Annotated in this window: 17 protein-coding genes; 10 read left to right on the top strand and 7 right to left on the bottom strand. The window is 66.0% G+C overall.

Translation table 11 applies throughout. The features are described from left to right. Window positions 1-157 precede the first annotated feature (157 nt). Both aroA and rsgA read left to right on the top strand, forming a co-directional pair. Window positions 158-1,435 (top strand): 3-phosphoshikimate 1-carboxyvinyltransferase, encoded by a 1,278-nt coding sequence (gene aroA / locus OHB26_RS18210; RefSeq protein ID WP_330185340.1) that lies wholly within the window; start codon window positions 158-160, stop codon window positions 1,433-1,435. Further along, the gene (gene rsgA / locus OHB26_RS18205; protein ID WP_330185339.1) at window positions 1,402-2,442 is read left to right on the top strand and encodes a ribosome small subunit-dependent GTPase A; all 1,041 of its coding nucleotides are present in this window, start codon (window positions 1,402-1,404) and stop codon (window positions 2,440-2,442) included. The genes aroA and rsgA overlap by 34 nt, the downstream gene beginning before the upstream one ends. On the opposite strand, the gene OHB26_RS18200 is transcribed toward rsgA, so the two are convergent. Then, complete coding sequence (locus OHB26_RS18200) at window positions 2,417-3,823, bottom strand: nitrilase-related carbon-nitrogen hydrolase (protein WP_330185338.1); 1,407 nt, start codon at window positions 3,821-3,823, stop codon at window positions 2,417-2,419. The two genes, rsgA and OHB26_RS18200, sit on opposite strands and share 26 nt — an antisense overlap. A gap of 238 nt (window positions 3,824-4,061) precedes the next feature. Here OHB26_RS18200 and OHB26_RS18195 point away from each other — a divergent pair, with 238 nt between their 5' ends. Both OHB26_RS18195 and OHB26_RS18190 read left to right on the top strand, forming a co-directional pair. Continuing rightward, window positions 4,062-4,595, top strand: coding sequence for a nitroreductase family deazaflavin-dependent oxidoreductase (locus OHB26_RS18195; protein ID WP_330185337.1), 534 nt, complete (start codon window positions 4,062-4,064; stop codon window positions 4,593-4,595). 81 nt (window positions 4,596-4,676) lie between these two features. Continuing rightward, on the top strand, window positions 4,677-4,994 hold the full coding sequence (locus tag OHB26_RS18190) for a hypothetical protein (protein ID WP_330185336.1): 318 nt from the start codon (window positions 4,677-4,679) through the stop codon (window positions 4,992-4,994). 16 nt (window positions 4,995-5,010) lie between these two features. Here OHB26_RS18190 and OHB26_RS18185 read toward each other — a convergent pair whose 3' ends face one another. Beyond that, entirely contained in the window at window positions 5,011-5,289 is a 279-nt protein-coding gene (locus OHB26_RS18185; protein ID WP_330185335.1) for a hypothetical protein, read from the bottom strand. Between the two features lie 174 nt (window positions 5,290-5,463). Then, window positions 5,464-8,295: a preprotein translocase subunit SecA gene (gene secA / locus OHB26_RS18180; RefSeq protein ID WP_330185334.1), complete on the bottom strand. Its 2,832-nt coding sequence runs from the start codon at window positions 8,293-8,295 to the stop codon at window positions 5,464-5,466. 509 nt (window positions 8,296-8,804) lie between these two features. Between secA and OHB26_RS18175 the strand changes: the two genes are divergently transcribed. The 6 genes from OHB26_RS18175 to bluB all read left to right on the top strand — a co-directional run bounded on the left by OHB26_RS18175 (window position 8,805) and on the right by bluB (window position 16,367). Continuing rightward, window positions 8,805-10,220, top strand: a complete 1,416-nt coding sequence (locus OHB26_RS18175; protein ID WP_330185333.1) for a WS/DGAT/MGAT family O-acyltransferase — start codon at window positions 8,805-8,807, stop codon at window positions 10,218-10,220. Then, entirely contained in the window at window positions 10,204-10,779 is a 576-nt protein-coding gene (locus OHB26_RS18170) for a DUF6912 family protein (RefSeq protein WP_442942968.1), read from the top strand. Before OHB26_RS18175 ends, OHB26_RS18170 begins: the two co-directional genes overlap by 17 nt. 437 nt (window positions 10,780-11,216) lie before the next feature. Continuing rightward, complete coding sequence (locus tag OHB26_RS18165) at window positions 11,217-12,377, top strand: ferredoxin reductase (protein ID WP_330185332.1); 1,161 nt, start codon at window positions 11,217-11,219, stop codon at window positions 12,375-12,377. 308 nt (window positions 12,378-12,685) lie between these two features. Continuing rightward, window positions 12,686-14,104 carry a fatty acid desaturase family protein gene (locus OHB26_RS18160; protein ID WP_330185331.1) on the top strand — a complete coding sequence of 473 codons (1,419 nt, stop codon included), beginning with the start codon at window positions 12,686-12,688 and terminating at the stop codon, window positions 14,102-14,104. Window positions 14,105-14,199: 95 nt separating this feature from the next. Further along, a complete protein-coding gene (locus tag OHB26_RS18155; protein ID WP_330185330.1) occupies window positions 14,200-15,450 on the top strand; it encodes a fatty acid desaturase family protein in 1,251 nt (416 codons plus the stop codon). Window positions 15,451-15,731: 281 nt separating this feature from the next. Beyond that, window positions 15,732-16,367, top strand: a complete 636-nt coding sequence (gene bluB, locus OHB26_RS18150) for a 5,6-dimethylbenzimidazole synthase (protein ID WP_330185692.1) — start codon at window positions 15,732-15,734, stop codon at window positions 16,365-16,367. A gap of 135 nt (window positions 16,368-16,502) precedes the next feature. Here the strand turns inward: bluB and OHB26_RS18145 are convergent, their stop codons facing one another. The 4 genes from OHB26_RS18145 to lpqB form a co-directional block, all read right to left on the bottom strand. Further along, on the bottom strand, window positions 16,503-17,795 hold the full coding sequence (locus OHB26_RS18145; protein ID WP_330185329.1) for an acetyl-CoA C-acyltransferase: 1,293 nt from the start codon (window positions 17,793-17,795) through the stop codon (window positions 16,503-16,505). Window positions 17,796-18,004: 209 nt separating this feature from the next. Then, entirely contained in the window at window positions 18,005-18,679 is a 675-nt protein-coding gene (gene hpf / locus OHB26_RS18140; protein ID WP_442943025.1) for a ribosome hibernation-promoting factor, HPF/YfiA family, read from the bottom strand. A gap of 229 nt (window positions 18,680-18,908) precedes the next feature. Further along, the gene (locus OHB26_RS18135; RefSeq protein ID WP_330185328.1) at window positions 18,909-19,553 is read right to left on the bottom strand and encodes a ComF family protein; all 645 of its coding nucleotides are present in this window, start codon (window positions 19,551-19,553) and stop codon (window positions 18,909-18,911) included. Window positions 19,554-19,569: 16 nt separating this feature from the next. Continuing rightward, window positions 19,570-21,363 carry an MtrAB system accessory lipoprotein LpqB gene (gene lpqB, locus OHB26_RS18130; RefSeq protein ID WP_442943024.1) on the bottom strand — a complete coding sequence of 598 codons (1,794 nt, stop codon included), beginning with the start codon at window positions 21,361-21,363 and terminating at the stop codon, window positions 19,570-19,572.

The following is a 21,363-nucleotide window of genomic DNA, read 5'->3' as shown; positions in this document are numbered from 1 at the left end:
GTATACGTACCTATATACGTATATTGCCAGGCACGCGGGGGGGTCATTTGGTACTCGAGCGGGCGCTATGCCGGGAAATTCACACATTTCCGGCTCCTTCACCGGACGAAAGGGGCGGGGAGCCCCGCGCGGCGGGGATCATTTGGGAAGATGAGGTGTGACTTTCTGGCCCGCGCCCCATGTCCGCACTCCCGTCCACGCCAGCGTGACCCTGCCCGGGTCCAAATCCATTACCAATCGGGCCCTCATCCTCGCCGCCCTGGCCGATGGCCCGTCCACCCTCACCGGTGCGCTGCGCAGCCGCGACACCAACCTCATGATCGACGCGCTGCGGGCCATGGGCACCGATATCGAGGGCGACGGGGACACCCTCACCGTCACTCCCCCGAAGGAATTCACCTCGGCGATGGTGGATTGCGGACTCGCCGGAACGGTCATGCGCTTCCTGCCATCCGTCGCCGCACTGGCCACCGGCGATGTCGCCTTCGACGGTGATGATCAGGCGCGCGTCCGGCCGCTCGACACCATCCTGGACGCCCTGCGCGGGCTCGGCGTCGATATCGACGGCAACGCACTGCCTTTCGTGGTGCACGGGATGGGCGCGCTGCGCGGCGGACCGGTCACCATCGACGCCTCCGGATCCTCACAGTTCGTCTCCGGACTGCTGCTCTCGGCGGCCCGGTTCGAACAGGGCATCACCGTGAATCACGATGGCGCGCCGCTGCCTTCGATGCCGCATATCGAGATGACAGTGCAGATGCTGCGCCAGGCCGATGTGCGAGTGGACGCGCCCGCCGATCCGCGCAAGGCGCAGACCTGGACCGTCTCCCCCGGCCCCATTCGGGCGGTGGACTGGGAGATCGAACCCGATCTCTCCAATGCCACCCCGTTCCTGGCGGCGGCCGCCATCACCGGCGGTGAGGTGAGCATTCCGCACTGGCCGCGCTACACCACCCAGCCCGGCGATGTGATTCGCGAAATCCTGGTGCGCATGGGTGCGGAATGCCGCATCTTCGACGGGATTCTGACCGTGCACGGCCCGGATCGCCTGGCGGGCATCGATATCGACCTGCACGATGTGGGCGAGCTGACGCCGACCGTGGCAGCCCTTGCCGCGCTTGCGGATTCGCCTTCACGACTGCGCGGGATCGCGCACCTGCGCGGGCATGAGACCGATCGACTGGCGGCGCTGTCCACCGAGATCAACCGGCTCGGCGGCAAGGTCACCGAGACCGAGGACGGACTCGCCATCACACCCGCACCGCTCTCCGGCGGGCAATGGCATTCCTACGCCGATCACCGGATGGCCACCGCCGGTGCGATTCTCGGCCTGGCGGTACCCGGAATCGAGATCGAGGATATCGGCACCACCGCCAAGACCCTGCCGAACTTCGTCGGTCTGTGGGAAGCCATGATCGATGGGCAGGGCCACTGAAGCGCCGCGAGTACGACGAGTCCGATGTCCGGATCCGTCCGGGCAAGAGTTCCCGTCCCCGCACCAAAACCCGTCCGCAGCATCTGGATGCGGAGGCGGCCATGGTGGTCGCCGTCGACCGGGGCCGCTGGGGTTGCGTGCTCGACGACGATCCGGAGCATCGGATCGTCGCCATGCGGGCCCGCGAACTCGGCCGCACCCCGATCGTGGTCGGCGATCAGGTGGATCTGGTCGGCGACCTCTCCGGTAAACCGGACACGCTCGCACGGATCGTACGGGTCGCCGAACGCCGAACGGTATTGCGCCGCACCGCCGATGACACCGATCCCTTCGAACGGATCGTGGTCGCCAATGCCGAGCAACTCTTCATCGTGGTCGCACTGGCCGACCCGCCGCCGCGCTCCGGATTCGTGGAGCGCGCCATGGTTGCCGCGTATGTCGGTGGGCTGCAACCGATTCTGTGCCTCACCAAACATGATCTGGCCGCCGACTCCGAATTCGCCGCGCTATTCGAGGATTTGGATCTGACCATCGTGTACGGCGGAACCGAGGACCCCCTCGAACCGGTACTGGAGATATTGAACGGCCGACTCACCGCACTGATCGGCCACTCCGGAGTCGGCAAGTCCACCCTGGTGAATCGCCTTGTCCCCGACGCGGATCGAGCTGTCGGCGTGGTCTCCGGTGTCGGCAAGGGTCGCCACACCTCCACCCAATCGGTGGCCCTGCCCCTCGAAGTGGGCGGCTGGGTCGTGGACACCCCGGGCATCCGTTCCTTCGGCCTGGCCCACATCACCCCCGACGATGTCATCGGCGCGTTCTCCGACCTGGCCGACGCCATCGAGGATTGCCCGCGCGGCTGCACCCACCTGGGACCGCCCGCCGATCCCGAATGCGCGCTGGACAATCTGCCGGGCAAACAAGCCCGGGTAGCGGCCATTCGACTCCTGCTCACCGCGCTCAACACCAATGATCCGTGGTTCAAGGGCGTGCAGCCGACCGTCTGAACGCGGCCACGATGGTCAACGCGAACAACGCGGCCGCGAGATAGGCGAACCAGTCGCCGAACCGGGCGTACACGGTGCGGCCGGACGCCAGGGGCAGATCGGCCAGCACCGCGCGGGTGTGGTCGAGATCCGTTCCGGCGGAGGCCGATACGTGACCTCGCGGATCGCTGGCCGTCAGTTCGCCGAGTTGCGCGGCACGCGCTACCGGGATACCGGATTCGATCCCGCGAATTACCGCCATACGGCTGTGCAGCCAGTGGTCGTCGGTGAAGTCCAGCGCGGGGACGAGCAGCAATCGGGATCCGAGATTGCGGTTGTCACGCACCAGGTTCGGGCGATCGAGGTCGAAACAGATTGCCAGGGACCAGGGTTCACCCGGCACAGGCTGATAGGCGGTGCCCGGGGTGAGATCGTCCTCCAGTCCGGGGACCAGGTAATGCTTGGCGTAGATCACGCCGGAGGGGTAATCGATTGCGGCATTGATACTTTCGCCCGCACGAGTCAACACCAGACCCGCGACGATATGGATACCGCGGCGGGTGGCCACTTCCGTCATCGGTCCGGAGAGCTGCGGCAGGGTCGATTCATCTGCCCGCCAAGCCTTCTCGGGGAGTACTATGGCCCGCGCACCACGATCGGCCAGAGCTTCGATTTCGGTGAGCGCACGGGAGATCATGTCGCGGCCGTCGGCGGAATCCACCGGAATATAGTCCGGCGGTTGGGAAACCGCGACCAGCCCCACTCGAACGGTGTCACCCCGCACCGGCGTCGCCAGCCGCCAGGCCCCGAACCCGGCCACTGCCGCCACCATCGCCAGCGCCGGAATGGCGATCCGAATTCGCTGCCGCCCGGTCGAATTCACCATTGCGGCGAGCACCGAAGGCGCCAGCAGAAGCAGGAACGTAATTCCCCAAACACCGGTAATCGACACCGACTGCATGAGCGGCAGCACGCCCGCCTGCGTATAGGCCACACTCCACCAGGCCCCGGTATTTCCCGCCAGCGAGAGTACGAACTCCAGCGTCACCCAGCCCGCGGGCAGCGCCAGGATCGCGATTGCGGGCCGATTCCGCAGCAGCAGTGCACGATTGAGAACGATCAGGGCACCGAAGACCAGGGCCGATCCGCCGAGCAGTGCGATCGTGAAGGGTGCGGGCTGTTCGAGGGTATCGCGAAAATAGGACCACAACTGGGCTTCGCCACCCAGCCACGACAGCGCTCCGGCCGCGAACGCCACCCCCGCCGAAACCCTCGGAACCAGCAGTAACACCGGCAGTGGAGCCAGGAAGGCCAACCCGGGCACGGGCCGCAACCCGGTTCCGAAGTGCCAGAGCACCCCCGACACCACGACCGCACCGAGCATGTACACGGTCTGCCGCATATGCCCCTCCTCCAATGGGATAGCACCCGCAATCCCATTCATCGTGGCGAAGGTGATTACGTTCGGCATCACCCTGGGGTACGCCCGCCATCTCACTCCCCCGTATGGGCAGCGTCATAAAAGGCGTTCTCCCACAATGTGATCGACGGGCGGGCAGCCGTGTCGTATCCCCGGCACCGAGTCCGCCGAATGACGTGGCGCCACATTGATCCCATGATTCGGTCTACCCTTGATAGGCATGGCGAATGATCAACAGGAGGGACCTCGCGCGGGCCGTCGCAGGCTGCGGCCGCGGAATCCGCTTCCGGCCGTCGGACGCGCACTCGCGCGGCGACCGATTGTCATGCGGACCGCACCCGCGGTGCGGGCATTGGAGAAGGTGACTCGGCGGCTCACCCACGGTCGGCGTGGGGTGCTGGACCTGGCCGGACTGCCCGCACTGGAATTGACCGTCGCGGGGCGCAAGACGGGGCAGCCACGTACGGTATCGCTGCTGTACATACCGGATCCGGTGGATCGGAAGGCGTATCTGCTGATCGGATCCAATTGGGGACAGCCGAAACATCCGTCGTGGTCGGCCAATCTGGCGGCCGCCGATCATGCCGAATTACACGTCGACGGTGCGCGATTCACCGTGAATGTGCGACAGCTGCGCGGGGTGGACCGGGAACGCGCCTGGGCACGCGCCGTCGCCTTCTGGCCGGGCTATGTGATGGAGCAGCGGCTCGCCGGAACCCGGATATTCCGGCTCTTCGAACTCACCAGGGCCTGAACGCCCGCCGATAGCTCGACGCCGAACATCGTTGTCACGGTATCGGATGCGGGCGCTGCCCGAACTCGCTAGATTGCCGGAGTGGATGACCATGAGCGGGGCGAATACTCGCCGCTCCTAGATGAAGACCTGGGGCCCGGCGCGCCGGTAACCCCGGAGGTGCGGGTCGGGCGCAATGACGACGGCGCGGGCCTGCCCGAGTGTGTGCGCTGCGGACGACCGGCGGCGCTGTACGTACGGGCGGTATGGCTGTCCATGCGCGCGGTCCTCAGCGGAGATACCGACGTGGACAAGATGATTCAGGTGAACGCGTGCGGACCCTGCACCGGCAGCGTCGCGGGCATGATCCTGATCAACTGGGACCCGCGACACTGGGGTGAATCGGTGAACCTGGACTGAGGATCGCGCTACAGGATTACATCGCGGGGCCGAAGCAGACCTGCTGGCCGCTCACCGACCCCCCGATCCCGCAGAGGCCGAGAATGAAGGGCAGCAGCAACCACTTCGGGTCCTTGATGATGTCCTGGATCGCCAATTCGGCCGACCCGGCGCTGCTGCCACCGGTGGTGACATCGATCGGTTGCAGTGTCACCGGTGCGGGCACGGCGGGTTCGGCGGTCGCGGTCGCGGCGCCGCTGACAATGGCGGCGGTGATCGATACGGCAGCGACGGTCGCGCGAAGTGAGCGATGCATGGGGCCATGCCTTCCAGCGGTCTTTCGTGAATAAGTGCCGGGAGCATATACACATCTGAAGTAAGAACACTTCAGATTGACCTCGAGAAAATCTGAACCCGCTGGCACACCTATGGAACGAGAGCGCCCCGGATGTCTCCACCCGGGGCGCTCCCGCACATCACACAGTCGAAATCAGCGGCGGCGCTTGGACTTCGGCGCCTTGTCCAGCTTGCCCTGGGCGCGGGCGGCCTCGCGGCGCTCGCGGCGGGTGCCGGAGTCGGAGTTACCGTCGCCGTACTCCTCGGCATCGGAGTGCACGGCACGGTGGCCGCCCTCATCCGGACCCGAGTAGCTCAGCGCGCGCGGCGCGGGCTCGTCGATTCCCTTGGCGCGCAACGCCGCCGGAGCACCATTGGCGACCGGGGCGGCCTCCTCGGTGGGCAGCGGACGATTGCCGACCGGGGACTGCAGGCCCGCGCCGACCGAGACACCGGTGGGCTGCGGCTGCTGCACCTCGACCTGGAGGTTGAACAGGAAGCCGACCGACTCCTCCTTCAAACCCTCCAGCATGGCGGCGAACATATCGAAGCCCTCACGCTGGTACTCGACCAGCGGATCGCGCTGGGCCATGGCGCGCAGGCCGATGCCCTCCTTGAGGTAATCCATCTCGTAGAGGTGCTCACGCCACTTGCGGTCCAGCACCGACAGCAGGATCTGGCGCTCGAGGTTGCGCATACTGCCCTCGCCCGCCAGACCGTCGATCTCGGCTTCGCGGTTCTCGTAGGAGGCGTGCGCGTCATCGAGAACGGCGTCCAGCAGCTCCTCGCGGGAGAGCTCACCGACCTCGCCGTCGGCGGTCTCGCCGGTGAGGTCCTTGTAGTCGATGCCGATGGGGTACAGCGTCTTCAACGCGGTCCACAGCTTGGCCAGATCCCAGTCCTCCACATAGCCCTCGGCGGTGGCGCCGTTGACATAGGCGGTGATCACATCGGTGATCATCTCCTGGACCTGACCCTCCATATCCTCACCATTGAGGATGCGGGCACGCTCGGCGTAGATGACCGTGCGCTGCTGGTTCATCACCTCGTCGTACTTCAGAACGTTCTTGCGGATCTCGAAGTTCTGCTGCTCGACCTGGGTCTGCGCGGACTTGATGGCACGCGAGACCATCTTGGCCTCGATCGGCACATCGTCCGGCAGGTTCAGGCGGGTCATGATCGACTCGAGCGCCGCGCCGTTGAAGCGCCGCATGAGCTCATCGCCCAGCGACAGGTAGAAGCGGGACTCACCCGGATCACCCTGACGGCCGGAGCGACCGCGCAGCTGATTGTCGATACGACGCGATTCGTGCCGCTCGGTGCCGAGCACGTACAGGCCACCGGCCGCACGCACCGCCTCGGCGTCCTCCTCGGTCTGCTCCTTGACGCGCTCGAGTGCGGGCAGCCAGGCCGCCTCGTACTCGGCCGGGGTCTCGACCGGGTCCAGGCCCTGCCGGCGCAGCAGAATGTCGGCGATGATGTCGGCATTGCCGCCGAGCACGATATCGGTACCACGACCGGCCATATTGGTGGCGACGGTGACCGCGCCGGGCCGACCCGCCTCGGCGATGATCTGGGCTTCCTGCTCGTGGAACTTGGCGTTCAGCACCGAGTGCGGGACACCGCGCTTGGTGAGCTGCTTGGACAGGTACTCCGAGCGCTCGACCGAGGTGGTGCCGATCAGCACCGGCTGGCCCTTCTCGTGCCGCTCGACGATATCGTCGGCGACCGCGGCGTACTTGGCCTCTTCGGTCTTGTAGATCAGGTCCGACTGGTCGGCGCGGATCATCGCCTTATTGGTCGGGATAGGCACCACGCCCAGGCCGTAGGTCTGGTGCAGCTCGGCCGCCTCGGTCTCGGCGGTACCGGTCATACCGGACAGCTTGTCGTAGAGGCGGAAGTAGTTCTGCAGCGTGATGGTGGCCAGGGTCTGGTTCTCCGGCTGGATCTCGACCGCTTCCTTGGCCTCGATCGCCTGATGCATACCCTCGTTGTAGCGGCGGCCCACCAGGATTCGACCGGTGAACTCGTCGACAATGATGACCTCACCGTCACGGACGATGTAATCCTTGTCGCGGGTGTACAGCTCCTTCGCCTTGATGGCGTTGTTCAGGTAGCTGACCAGCGGGGAGTTCGCGGCCTCGTACAGGTTGTCGATACCGAGCTGATCCTCGACGAATTCGACGCCCGCCTCGTGCACACCGATGGTGCGCTTCTTGATGTCGACCTCGTAGTGCAGGTCCTTCTTCAGCAGCGGCGCGATACGCGCGAACTCGGCGTACCACTTCGAGGAGGCATCGGCCGGGCCCGAGATGATCAACGGCGTACGCGCCTCGTCGATCAGAATCGAGTCGACCTCGTCGACGATGGCGAAGTTGTGCCCGCGCTGCACCAGATCGTCCAGCGAGTGCGTCATATTGTCGCGCAGGTAGTCGAAGCCGAACTCGTTGTTCGTGCCGTAGGTGATATCCGCGGCGTAGGCCACGCGGCGCTCGGCCGGGGTCATACCGCCCAGGATGACGCCGACATCGAAACCGAGGAACCGGTGCACGCGGCCCATCCACTCGGCATCGCGCTTGGCGAGGTAGTCGTTGACGGTGACCACGTGCACGCCCTCGCCGCTGATGGCGTTCAGGTAGGCGGGCAGCACACAGGTCAGGGTCTTGCCCTCACCGGTCTTCATCTCCGAGACATTGCCGATGTGCAGGGCGGCGCCACCCATGATCTGCACCTTGTAATGCTTCTGGTTCAGCACGCGCCAGGAGGCTTCCCGGGCGGTCGCGAAGGCCTCCAGGAGCAGCTCGTCGAGGGACTCACCCTCGGCGTAGCGCTCCTTGAACTCCTCGGTCTTGGCTTGCAACTCGGAGTCGGACAGCGCCGTGAACTCCTCGTCCAAGGCGATGACTTCATCCGCCAGGTTCGCAAGCCGCTTGACCGTGCGACCTTCACCAATCCGTAGCAACCTCGAAAGCGTCAGCGCAGGCACGGGTCTTGTAGTCCTCTGGTCGGTGTTGTCGGTAGCCCCCACCAAGGCAGGGAACGGTGCGCGCGAGCGCGCAATCACTGCCATGGTAATCCGGAGCCCAGCTTAGGTGCCGAAGTGCATGAGTGCAGGTCCGGTCAGCGGCTATCCGAGCGGCCTCCGTCATCCGGATAGTCGTGCTCCGTCATCCCGGCGCGTTTTTGGCCGGGATCCACCTCCGGCTGTGGATCCCGGCCAAAAAACATGCCGGGATGACGGGGACTTTGCTCAGCGAATGACTTTGTGTCCGAAGCTGTTTCAACCCCGCTGGCGTACCATGTACAAAGGTCCGGCGCGTAATGGCCGAACCGGGGGCGTCGGCTACGACGTGAAATATCGGGCAGTGGCGCCCGGACCGTTCCCCCAGGTGATCGGATTGCGATAGCTTGCCACCAACACCGGCGCGCGCCGCCGACGCCTCGGCGGGGGGACTTTATGCGGGCGCACGGCAGAATTAGGGAGTAGCGGGCAGCGTGATCACCAGACTGACACCGCAGGACGCATCGTTCTACCGGCTCGAATCCAGTAGTAATCCGATGCATATCGGCTCCCTCGCCATCCTGCGCAATGCGGTGCCCGCCGGAAACTCCGGGCACGCACCGCTGGATTACGACAGCCTGGTACACCTCGTCGAATCACGATTGCCGCTGGTACCGCTGTACCGGCGCAAGGTGCGCGAGATCCCGTTCGCGCTGGGCCGGCCGGTCTGGGTGGACGACGCGCATTTCGACATCACCTATCACATCCGCCGGTCCGCCCTGCCCGAACCGGGCACCGATGAACAGCTGCTCGACCTGGTCGCACGGCTGGCGTCGAGACCGCTGGACAGCACTCGGCCACTGTGGGAGATGTACCTCGTCGAGGGGCTCTCGGACGGGCGGTCGGCGGTCTTCACCAAAACGCATTCGGCGCTGGTGGACGGGGATTCCGCACTGGAGATCGGGCATGTGATCCTGGACACCTCGGCCGACCCGCGCGATGTCGCCGACGACGCCTGGATCGCGCATCGTGAACCCGCCGATCTGGAATTGCTGGTCGGGGCGGTCCTGCATCTGGCCACCCAGCCGCGCGAGGCCCTCGAGGTGATGCGCCATCACGGTGCGGAGGCGTTCGCGGTGGTCGACGCCACCGGGAAGGCCGTACAGAAGATGGTGTCCATGCTGCGGGCCGCGGCGCTGGGCGCACCGGACAGTCCGCTCAATACCCGCACCTCACGCAATCGGCGGGTGGAGGTGGTGCGCACCGATCTCGAGGATTACCGCAAGATCCGCAAGCGCTTCGACTGCTCCATCAATGATGTGATCCTGGCCGTGGTCACGGGGGCGCTGCGCAATTGGCTGCTCTCGCGCGGGCAGGTGCTCACCGAGGCCGACACCCTGCGCGCGGTCGTACCCATGTCCGTGTACGCGGACGGCGCGGAGTTGAAACCGGCGGGCGAGGTCACCTCGGTGCTGGTGGATCTGCCGGTGGGCGAACCCAATCCGGTGATCCGGATGTCCCATATCAAGCACGCCACCGAGGCGCACGCACGGCATCAACTGGGGGTGCGGGCGCGCACGCTCGTACATATGGCCGGATTCGCTCCGGCGAGCCTGCATGCCATGAGTGTGCGATCAGCGAGTACCTTTGCCGAGCACACGTTCAATCTGGTGATCACCAATGCGCCGGGTCCGCAGCAGCCGATGTACATCGGCGGAGCGCGGATGCTGGAGATGTACCCGGTGTCGCCGCTGCTGCGCAATCAGGCTTTGAGTATCGGACTCACCTCCTATGACGGGCGGGTCTGCTACGGGCTCACCGCCGATCGCGACGCAATGGCCGATATCGCGGTATTGACCGCTTCGGTGCACGAGTCGATGGAGGAGATGCTCGGTGCCTGCGTCCAGTGAGTCGTCCGGCGTGGCGAAGAAGCTACGCGTGTACGTCCCGGCCACCGTGCCGATGCTGCGGGAACTGGTCACCGACCGGGAGATCCGAGCCATCAACGACACCGCGTTCGCCGTCACGCCCGCACTGCGCGAGGCGTACGCCTCCGGGGATGACGAAGAGCTCGCCGAGGTCGCGATGGCGGAGGCGGCGCGGGCGTCGCTGCGGCTGCTGGCCGAGGACTCCGCGCTCGACGACAAGGACGACTCCGACGACGCGAGCCCCGCGCGCGGGCCGATCTTCCGCCGCGCGGTCATCGCCGCCGACGTCGACGGCGCCACGCTGCGCCCCGACCTCGACGACGCGGTGGTGCGGCTCTCCGCCGCCATCCCCTACTCGGCGATCGCCTCGGTGCACGTCGATCTGGCCGAGGCCGAGCCCACGGTGGCGAAGGCCGTGGATGTCATCGACGCCGCCGATATGGGTGATACGGACGCCGAGTTCGTCCTCGGCGATGCCGAAGACCACCAATTGGCCTGGTACGCGGCGCAGGAACTGCCGTTCCTGCTCGACCTCCTCTAGGAGCGCAGAGACAGGGGCGCTGACGCTGGGTCTTGGGGCTTCGCCCCAAACCCCGCTGCGCAGCGAGGCTGACGCCAGGTCCCGAGCCGCGCCCCGCCCCCACTGCGGCCAGAGCGCTCGGGCGCTGAGTCGTGGCGGCTCGAAGCCCCGTTCACGCTGTCGCCTTCCTCCCCTGAGTCGCGTGACCCAGCCCCGCGTAGACCCTCTTTCCTGTCTGGCGGCGACGTCGTAACCTACGATGCCGTAACCTTGCTGTGACAGCGTGCGACCGGGGTCCGAGAGGGCGTTCGGTCGTGGCGCGCGGGCATGGTGAGCAGCGATGATGCTGCGCTGTGCGGCTGCTGTCACCGCTGCGGTGGCGGGGCCTGCGACCCGTTCGGGGTCGCGTATGACGACACTGCGCTCTGAGCGCACGACCGACAGGAACGTTCGGGAAAATGGCATCGAAGAGTGGCGGATTCTCCGCGCGGGGACTCCGGGAATGGCTGGAGGCTCCGGTCTCCGAGGGCGCGACCGCGGGACGCACGAAGTTGAATGCGCTGCGTGGTGCGGCCGCACGGGTCACCACTCCCCTGCTGCCCGATGACTATCTGCATCTGGTGAATCCGCTGTGGTCCGCGCGGGAACTGCGCGGGCGCATTGTGGAGGTGCGCAAGGAGACCGCGGATTCGGTCACCCTGGTGATCAAGCCGGGCTGGGGTTTCGACTTCAAATTCGCCCCGGGCCAGTACATCGGTATCGGCGTGCTGGTGCAGGGCCGCTGGCATTGGCGCTCGTATTCGCTGACCTGCCCGCCGGATTGGACCGATCCCGAGCATAAGAGCAAGCGGCTCATCTCGATCGCGGTGAAGGCCATGCCGGAGGGGTTCCTCTCCAGCCATCTGGTCAATGGTGTCGCGGTCGGCAGTGTGGTGCGGTTGGCCGCGCCGCAGGGCGGATTCGTACTCCCCGAGCCGCCGCCGTCGAAGGTGCTGTTCCTGACCGCGGGCTCCGGTATAACCCCGGTGATGGCGATGCTGCGCACCATGGATCGGCGCGGTGTGGTCCCGGATGTGGTGCACGTGCACTCCGCGCGCACCCCCGAAGATGTCATGTTCGGCAATGATCTGCGCGAATTGCACGACAAGCACCCGAGTTTCACCGCGAACCTGCACTACACCGGCGAGAACGGCAAGTTCGCGCTGAGCGATCTGGATGAGCTGGTCCCCGACTGGCGCGAGCGCGACACCTGGGCGTGCGGCCCGCTGGGCATGCTCGACGAGATCGAAAAGCATTGGGCGACCGCCGATATCATCGAGAAGCTGCATGTGGAGCGCTTCGAGATCGAGCGTTCGGCCACCGGCGAGGGTGGCACCGTCACCTTCGCGCGCACCGGTAAGTCGGTCGAGATCGACGGTGCCACCACGCTCCTGCAGGCGGGTGAGGGTGCGGGCGTGCAGATGCCGTTCGGCTGCCGTATGGGCATCTGCCAGACCTGTGTGGTGACCATCACCGACGGTCATGTGCGCGATCTGCGCAATGGAAATGAGCGCCGGGCGGGCGACAAGGTGCAGACCTGCATCTCGGCCGCCGCCGGCGATTGCACTCTTGACGTATAACGCACACACCAGCCACCCCACGGCCGCCCTGTAACAGCTACCCTCGATGAAAGCCCCCTCCCTCCGATAACACCTTCCTCACAATTCCCCCCAAGTTCGCGGCCCGTCTCGGTTCTGGACCGAGTGGAGCGGGGGAGCGAAGCGGAGGAGCGGAGGGAGGGAAGAATCGAGACTCCCAGGGCCGCGAACCCGCCCGCTGCGAAGCGGCGGGCCAACGGCACGGCACCCGCCCGCAGCGAAGCGGCGGGCCAAAGGCACAGCACCCGCCCGGAGCGAAGCGCAGGGCAATTAGACACGGAGGATCGCCGGTGGCTATCACCGACATCAAGACGTTCGCCCACCTCACCGAGGCGGATATCGAGACCCTGGGTCAGGAGCTCGACACCATTCGCCGCAATGTCGAGCTGTCGCTGGGTGAACGGGATGCGAAGTACATTCGTCGCGTCATCCGCGCCCAGCGGGTGCTGGAGGCGGCGGGCCGCGCCACCCTGTTCGCGAGCCGGAATCGGTGGGCGTGGCTGGGCGGTACCGCGCTGCTGTCGGTGGCCAAGATCATCGAGAATATGGAGCTCGGGCACAACATCAGCCACGGGCAATGGGATTGGATGAACGATCCCGAGATCCACTCCACCACATGGGAGTGGGATATGACGGGTGCGTCGGCGCAGTGGAAGACCGCGCACAACTATTCGCATCACACCTATACGAACATCCTGGATATGGATGAGGATCTGGGCTTCGGCATCCTGCGCATGACGCGCGATGAGGAGTGGAAGCCGATCAATCTCGCTCAGCCGGTGGCGAATCTGGTGTTGGCGGCCCTGTTCGAGTGGGGTATCGCGCTGCATGATCTTTCGGCGGTGAAGGAACAGCAGGGTGTCGATCCCAAGGATTGGTTCTCCGAGCCGAACAAGGAGTTCTGGCGTAAGGCCGGTAAGCAGGTCGTCAAGGATTTCGTGATCTATCCGGCGCTGACCGGTCCGGCGTGGAAGTCCACGCTGAAGGCGAATGCCACCGCGAATCTGGTCCGCAATCTCTGGGCGTACGCGGTGATCTTCTGCGGTCACTTCCCCGATGGCGCACAGAAATTCACCGAGGAGCAGTTCGAGAACGAGACGCAGGGCGAATGGTATCTGCGGCAGATGCTGGGTAGCGCCAATTTCGAGGCGGGCCCGGCGATGGCGTTGATGAGCGGCAATCTCAGCTTCCAGATCGAGCATCACCTGTTCCCGGACATTCCGAGCAATCGGTATGCCGAGGTGTCGGTGAAGGTGAAGGAGCTGTGCGACAAGTACGACCTGCCGTACACCACCGGATCCATTGCCAAGCAATATCTGCTGGCGTTCCGCACCATTCACAAACTGGCGCTGCCGGATCAGTGGCTCAAGCGCACCTCCGATGACGCGCCGGAGACTTCTTCCGAGCGCAAGTTCGCGGGTGTCACGCTGCCGCCGCTGCCGTCCATGCCCTCGCTGCAGGATGGTCAGGAATGGCTGGCCGAGCACAATTGGACGGGTGTGGACCCGGTGACGGGTGAGCGGCGCGGCCTGCGTTCTGCCATGCAGGAGGCCAAGATCGCGCTCAAGGAGAAGGCCCGCCACGAGAAGGAAGTACTGCGCGAGGCGAAGCTGTCGCTGCAGGAAAAGGCAAGGCATGAAAAGGCTTTGCTCACCGAGAAGGCGGGGCGCCGGCGTTCGCTGAAGGATATTCTGCGCCGTAGCCGATAGCAGGTTACGATATCGAACGCAATGCGGCGTTCGACACGTTACGGATTCACTTGCCCGGAACCTACGGAGCCGTAACCTACGGTACTGTAACCTGCATGGCGATCTCGGATGTCAAGGAATACGCACACCTCACCCCGGAGGATGTCGAAGCTATCGGTGCGGAGCTCGACGCCATCCGCCGCGAAATCGAATCCTCCCGGGGCGAAAGCGATGCCCGATACATCCGCCGGGTGATCCGGCTACAGCGCGCCCTCGAAATCAGCGGACGCGGCGCGCTTTTCTTCAGTCTCTTCCCGCCGGCGTGGATCGCGGGCACGGCATTGCTCGGTACGGCCAAGATCATCGAGAATATGGAGATCGGCCATAACGTCATGCACGGCCAATGGGATTGGATGAACGATCCCGAGATCCACTCCACCTCGTGGGAATGGGACAACGCCGGTCCCTCCGAGCACTGGAAGATCACGCACAATTTCCTGCACCACAAGTACACCAATGTGCTCGGCATGGACGACGATATCGGCTACGGCCTGCTGCGCGTCACCCGCGATCAGCGCTGGAGCCCGTTCTATCTCGGCCAGCCCATCTACAACCTGCTGCTGCAGAGCTTCTTCGAATACGGCGTCGCCATCCAGCATTTGGAGCTCGGCAAGGTCGCGAAGAAGAAGTGGGCCAAGGACTCCCCTGAATGGAAGCAGTTCGAGGCCGACCGCGCGCTGGTGCTCAAGAAGATCGGTAAGCAGGCCGGTAAGGATTACCTGCTGTTCCCGCTGCTCACCGGTCCGGCGTTCTTCGGCACGCTGACCGCGAACCTGGCCGCGAATGTCATGCGCAATGTGTGGACCAACGCCATCATCTTCTGCGGTCACTTCCCCGATGGTGCGGAGAAGTTCACCAAGGGTGATGTGGCGAATGAGACGCAGGGCGAGTGGTACCTGCGCCAGATGCTCGGCAGCGCGAACATCTCCGGCGGCAAGCTGCTGCACTTCATGTCCGGCAACCTGAGCCATCAGATCGAGCACCACCTGTTCCCGGATCTGCCCTCCAACCGGTTGGCCGATATCGCGGTGCGGGTGCGCGCCATGTGCGACAAGTACGACCTGCCGTACACCACCGGTTCGCTGCCGGTGCAGTACTTCAAGTCGTGGCGCACCATCATGAAGCTGTCGCTGCCCAACAAGTACCTGCGCCGCGGCACCGACGACGCTCCGGAGACCAAGTCGGAGAAGGCGTTCGGCGGTGTGGCGAGCATCGATCCGACCACGGGTCGCCGCACCGGCCTGCGCACCGCCCTCGCCCAGGGCCGTAAGCGCCTGAGCCGTCGCGAGCCCGCCCTGGTCGGCTGACCCTCCGAAAGTACTCGCGACCGCGCCCCCACCGCTCCGGTGGGGGCGCGGTCGTATCCGGGGCCGATTCCACGGGGCGGTGCGTGGATCCCGGCCGACCGCACGCTGGGACCGGCCCGCCACCGGTATGACCGGGCTGCCTGATCACTCGGGTGGGGCCATCGGAAACGGGTGGTGGCGCGAGAAAGCGGCGAGGGTGCGGGCTGCCAGGAAGGGCCGAGGCGGGGCCTGGTTCACTGGTCGGCGTGTGTGCTGAAGGTCCCGTTACCCCTGATGAATGTCTGAGCGTCTACGACGCCATCCGTCTGCGCCGCGATGTGCGTGCGGAGTTCTCCGGGGAGGTCGTGGACGACAGCACCCTGTTGCGGATTCTGGAGGCGGCGCATCGCGCGCCGAGCGTCGGCAATTCGATGCCGTGGGATTTCATCGTGATTCGCGATCCGGCGATGCTGCGCAAGTTCGCCGACCACGTCGCGGACAAGCGGCGCGAATTCGGTGCGGCGCTGCCCGCGGATCGCTCGGAGACCTTCAATCCGATCAAGATCGAGGGGATCACCGAATCCGGTACCGGCATCGTGGTCACCCATAATCAGGCGCGCGGCGGCACCCATGTGCTGGGCCGGGCGACCGTCCCCGAAACCGGTATCTACTCAACGATTCTCGCCATCCAGAACCTGTGGTTGGCGGCCACCGCCGAGGGCGTGGGCGTGGGCTGGGTGAGCTTCTACGACACCCCGGTCCTGGCCGATCTGCTCGAATTGCCGGACCACATCAAACCGGTCGCCTGGCTCTGCGTCGGCCCGGTCACCGAATTCCAGCAGATCCCCGACCTGGAACGCCTCGGCTGGCGTACCCGCCGCCCTCTCGAAGAAGCCATCCACTGGGATCGCTTCAGCCCCGGCAACCCCTCCGAGTAGCCGATTCCACCATACGAGCAGCGCCGCTGACGGCATCGGCCGGTTACGCCAGCCGCCCCGGCATGACCCTCGCGCGGGACATACGACAGGCCCGCCGGGCCGGTCTCGGTGCGGCAGGCCTGTCGTTCGGGTGGATCAGACGCGTTCAAGGACGGCGGAGGCTCCGATGCCGCCCGCCGCGCAGATGCCGAGCAGCGCGGTGGACTTGCCGGAGCGGGTGAGTTCATTGGCCATGGTGGTGACCATGCGGGCGCCTGTCGCGCCGAACGGGTGGCCGAGGGAGACCGAGCCGCCGTGGATATTCAGTGTGGCGGGGTCGATTTCGCCTACCGCGTGGTCGCGGTCGAGGCGCTGTTTGGCCCAGTCGGTGCTCGCCAGGGCCGAGACCACGGAGAGGGTTTGGGCGGCGAAGGCTTCGTGGATGTCGACGAAATCGATGTCCGCCAAGGACAATCCGGCTTTGTCGAGGGCGCGGGGCATGGAGATGGCGGGGCCGATGAGGACCTGGTCGCGCGGGTCGACGGAGACGTAGCTCCAGGAACGGAAGGCGGCGAGCGGCTCGAAGCCGAGGGCGCGGGCCTTCTCCTCACTCATGAGCAGGACGGCCGAGGCACCGTCGGTAAGGGGGCTGGCATTGCCCGCGGTGACGGTGCCCCCCTTGGCGAAAACCGGTGCGAGCGTGGACAGTTTCTCCACGCTGGTGCCCGGCCGGACCAGGCCGTCCCGGGTGATGGTCTTACCCTCGGGCGTGGTCACCGACAACACTTCGCTGTCGAACCGCCCCGATTCGATGGCCGCGGCCGCCCGATGATGGGACCGTGCCGCGAACTCGTCCTGCGCCGCCCGCGAAATCCCGTGGATGCGAGCCATTTTCTCGGCGGATTCGCCCATGACCTCACCGGTGGTGCGCTCTTCGATCTTGGGCCGTCGCGGCACCAGGTCGATGAAGGGCGCCAATTGCGCTGCGGCCGTGAGGTAGTCCTTGGCCTTGGGCTTGCCCAGTGCCAGCGGCGCGGCGGCATGCACCACCTTCTGCGGCAGCTTCACCTCGGCATTGCTGGTGGAGTCGCTACCCCCGGCGATCATGATGTCGTACTCACCGCGCTCGATGGCGGCGGCGGCGGAGGTCACGGCCTGGAGCCCCGAAGCGCAAGCCCGCGTGACGGTGTAACCCTCACAGCCCGGATCCAATCGCAGATCGAGGGCGATCTCGCGCGCGATATTCGGTGCGGCACCGGGCAGGATCACCCCGCCCCACACGATTGCTTGGACCTCACCCTTCGGCAGTCCCGTTCGCTCCAGCAGTCCGCGCACGGCGGTATCGGCCAGGTCGATGGAGTCCATCCGCGTGTAGTCGGAGAATGCCCTGACGAACGGGGTCCGCACCCCGGACACGATGACAGCACGGCGAGCGCCCTTGGTAGCCACGGAGATTCCTTTCGAGAATGCCTTGGCTCACCAACTTACCGCGAGGTAAGAAAGAATGCGATACGCGTTGTAACAGAAACCGCAACCCACTGATCTCGGGAGATGAGGGTAACTCCCCAGCCACCTCGTACCAGGCCACCTCGCCAACCGGCGGCCCGGTACGAAAGTCGCGGGGCTCCCCGAGACCGGCAAAAGTCGCGGGGAGGCGGTTATGACAGACGGATGATGCCGTAGTCGAAGGCGTGGCGACGATAGACGACCGACGGTCGGTCGGTCTCCTTGTCCTGGAACAGGAAGAAATCGTGGCCGACGAGCTCCATCTGGTAGAGGGCGTCGTCAACCGTCATGGGGATGGCGGGATGGGTCTTGGTGCGGACGACATGACCCGGACCGGCTTCGCCGTCGAGGTCCTCACCCGCGTGATCATGCGCACCCGACGACCCGTTCGGCGACATGAACAGCGATTCGTCGATCAACCCGGCCGTCGCCCGAGACACCGAGATCGGCGTCTTGTCCCCATGATGTACGCGACGGCGGTCCTTGAGCCGGCGTAACCGGCCCTCCAGCCGCTCCACCGCCAGTTCCAGGGCGGCGTAGAAGCTGTCCGCGCAGGCTTCGGCCCGGACGACCGGACCCTTGCCGCGGGCGGTGATCTCTATTCGCTGGCAGTTCTTGCGCTGACGACGGTTGCGCTCATGTGTGAGCTCCACGTCGAACAGATAGATGGTGGGATCGAAGCGCTCGAGCCGAGAGAGCTTGTCCGCGACGTGGATTCGGAAATGTTCGGGAACGCCACCCTCACCGAGGGTACGGCCCTTGACGACTATTTCCGCCTGGGTTGCCCCGGTGGGTTGGTCGTCCTCTGGGATGAAGTCATCCAGCAGCACCGCGGTGTCTGCGTTCTTGGCTGAAGGTCGTGAAGATGTCGTCACGCGTACCTCCCGGATCTGGCCGCACAAATCGCTCACGCGGCGGGATTGAAGCGTGTGCCGATCGAAATCGCCCGGCACATCATGTCCGAGGCGCCACCTCCAAACTTCGAGTTCGGGTGTCTGATCGCCACGCTAGTTCGCCAGCGACCTGTCCGCCAGTGTTCACGCAAATTTCGAAGAATCAAGCGTGGCAGGTAACCAGCGCGGCACGAAGGGTCACTCCGGCCTCGTACAGCGCACGGGTCGATTCGCACACCGTGGCTCCCGTGGTCAACACGTCGTCGATAAGCACTACCTCGGCATTTGCCGGGAATCGGGCGCTGTCGGCGCAGCCGGGAGCTACGATGATCCGCCCTCGTAGATTGTGCTGGCGGTCGCTGGGATTCAGGCCGACCGAATCCCGCACACCCGGTCTCATACGCAGTACCCCAACCAATCGGCAATCGGGCAGCCAACTCGCCGCGACGTGCGCGGAACGCAGTACCGGGTCACCGCCGCGACGGCGGGCGGCGACCTTTCGGGTGGGCGCGGGGACCAGAATCAGGGGCCGCGAGCCGTCCCGCAAATGATCCAGCCCCCTGGCCAGGGCCACCCCCAGCGACTGTGCCAGATCGGCGCGTCGCTGCTCCTTGGCAGCGAGTACCGCGCGGCGGGGCGCGCCCCGGTAGGGCGCGAGCGCCCAGCACGGCATACCGGGATCGGCCCTGGGGCGCAGGCGGATCGGTGGTCCGGAGAGTGCGGCCGCGCAGCGCGCGCACCAAGCGGTGCCGCTCACCCCGCAGCCCCCGCAGGCGCGCGGCAGGATCAGATCCAGCAGCTCCCCCATGCTCTCCAGTGTGCGCCTAGCCGGGAACCACCGGGACCGCATTGCCGCCGAGTCCCGGAACTTCGCGCCAGTAGTATTCGCCGCCTTCGGGATTGCGGGTCAGCTCCAGCACGGCGCGTGAGTCCGCGACGTATTCGTGGTCGGGCGAGACGCTGGCGACGCGCACCGGCGGGGTGAGGTTCTGGGTGGTCTGCGGTTGAAACCCGGAGCCGTCCACCAGGACCCCCGCAACGGGGTCCACATTGCCTTCTCGCGTGACAATGACACGCTCGTCCGTCTGCCAGTCCACCGAGACGGCGTTGGTGCTCAGACCGACCGCCAGCGGCAGGGGTGAGGTGAGCGCGAACTTGCCGCCGGACTGCGGCGTGACCACCGCGACGTACACCTTGCCGTTGGCGATCAGGGCCGCGCGAGCGCCCGAGGGCGAGATGCGCAATTCGGTGATGGGTCCGCGCGGGGTGTTGGAATTGGCGGCCGCCGCGGTCAATTCGGTGATGTCGACGTCCTGTATCGAGACATTGCCGGTGCTGCGATCGTGTACGGCGCGGATCACCCGGTCGCCGTCCACGACGGCCCACGCGGAGGTGCCGTCGGACGGCCAGGACGGGCGGGTGAAGGTGCCACCGGTGGCGACCGGGAAGCCCTGTCCGTCGTAGGTGCCGATGATCAGGGTGCGGCCCGGTTCCGGTTCGGGGCGGCCGGAATTGGCGACGGCGGCGACGAGTTGCCCGTCCGGGGAGAGCGCCACCGATTGCAGGGTGTGCGTGCTGCCGAAGAAGCCGGGCGCGGCGGTGATGCCGTTATCGGTGACCGCGACCAGGGAGCCGTCGCGGACGGCGTGCAGTCCGGCGCGGTTGTGCGCGATGGCGTCCGGGCTCATGGTCTCCACGTCGGCGCGGTTCCAGCCGGTGGCGGCGTAGCGGTCGTCGAGGGGTTTGCCGTCGGCGAGCAGCAGGTACGGTCCGAGCACCTCGGCGCCCGCGAGAGTGAGTACGACCTGGGTTGCCAAGAGCTCCTTGGCCTTCGGGTCGAGCCCGGCGGCGCCGGCGAAGTCGATCTGCACCCCGCCCGAGCCGACGCCGACATTGTCGGTCTCACCATTGGCCTTGGTGATGGGGCCGCGCAGGGTCACCCCACCGGAGAGCGGATTGCGCACGGCCGGTGCCAGCGCCTGCTGTGAGCCCTCGGCGAGCAGGTCCAGGAGTCGTTGCGGCAGTTGGTCCTTGCGCGCGGAGACCCAGCGCAGGTCCGGAACCATGGCCATACCGGAGAGGTTCGGGAAGAACAGCGAGTACCGCTTGTAGGACTTGGCGAAGGCGGTCTGTTCGATGATGACGCCGGGCGGTAGTTCGTCCACCCGCCATTCGCCGTCGACCTTCACCATCTCGACCTTGTTCTCCAGGGTGCCGTCGGTGGCGCGGTAGGCGCCGTCGGCGGCGAGTTCGCCGATCTTGCGGGCGCGGATCACATAGGTGGCCGAGTCCGCGGTGCGGGATTCGCGCAGGGTGTCGGGGCGGTCCACGATGGTGGTTCCGGCGGCGTCGTCCCAGCGCACGTCGGCCGCGGGCGAGAGGAATTGCCGGGCCGCCTGATGCCGATTGGTGGGGTCGGCGGTGGCCTGGAGGAAGTCGCGCAGCAGCTGATCGGGTTCACGCCCCGAAATGGGCGGTGTCGGACCGGCACTGGTGGGTTGCCGGTCCAATGTGCCCAGCGCCTGCGGAGCCGAGGAGTCGGGTAGGTTCGCGCACGCGGTGAGGCCCATCAGGCATGCGACAACCACGAGCGCCCTCGCGAGGCGCGGCTTACCCAT

Origin of the sequence: Nocardia sp. NBC_01503, from assembly GCF_036327755.1 — a bacterium.
Lineage (GTDB): Bacteria > Actinomycetota > Actinomycetes > Mycobacteriales > Mycobacteriaceae > Nocardia.
The sequence above is the reverse complement of the archived record's forward strand: the minus strand, read 5'-3'. Positions and strand labels throughout refer to the sequence as shown.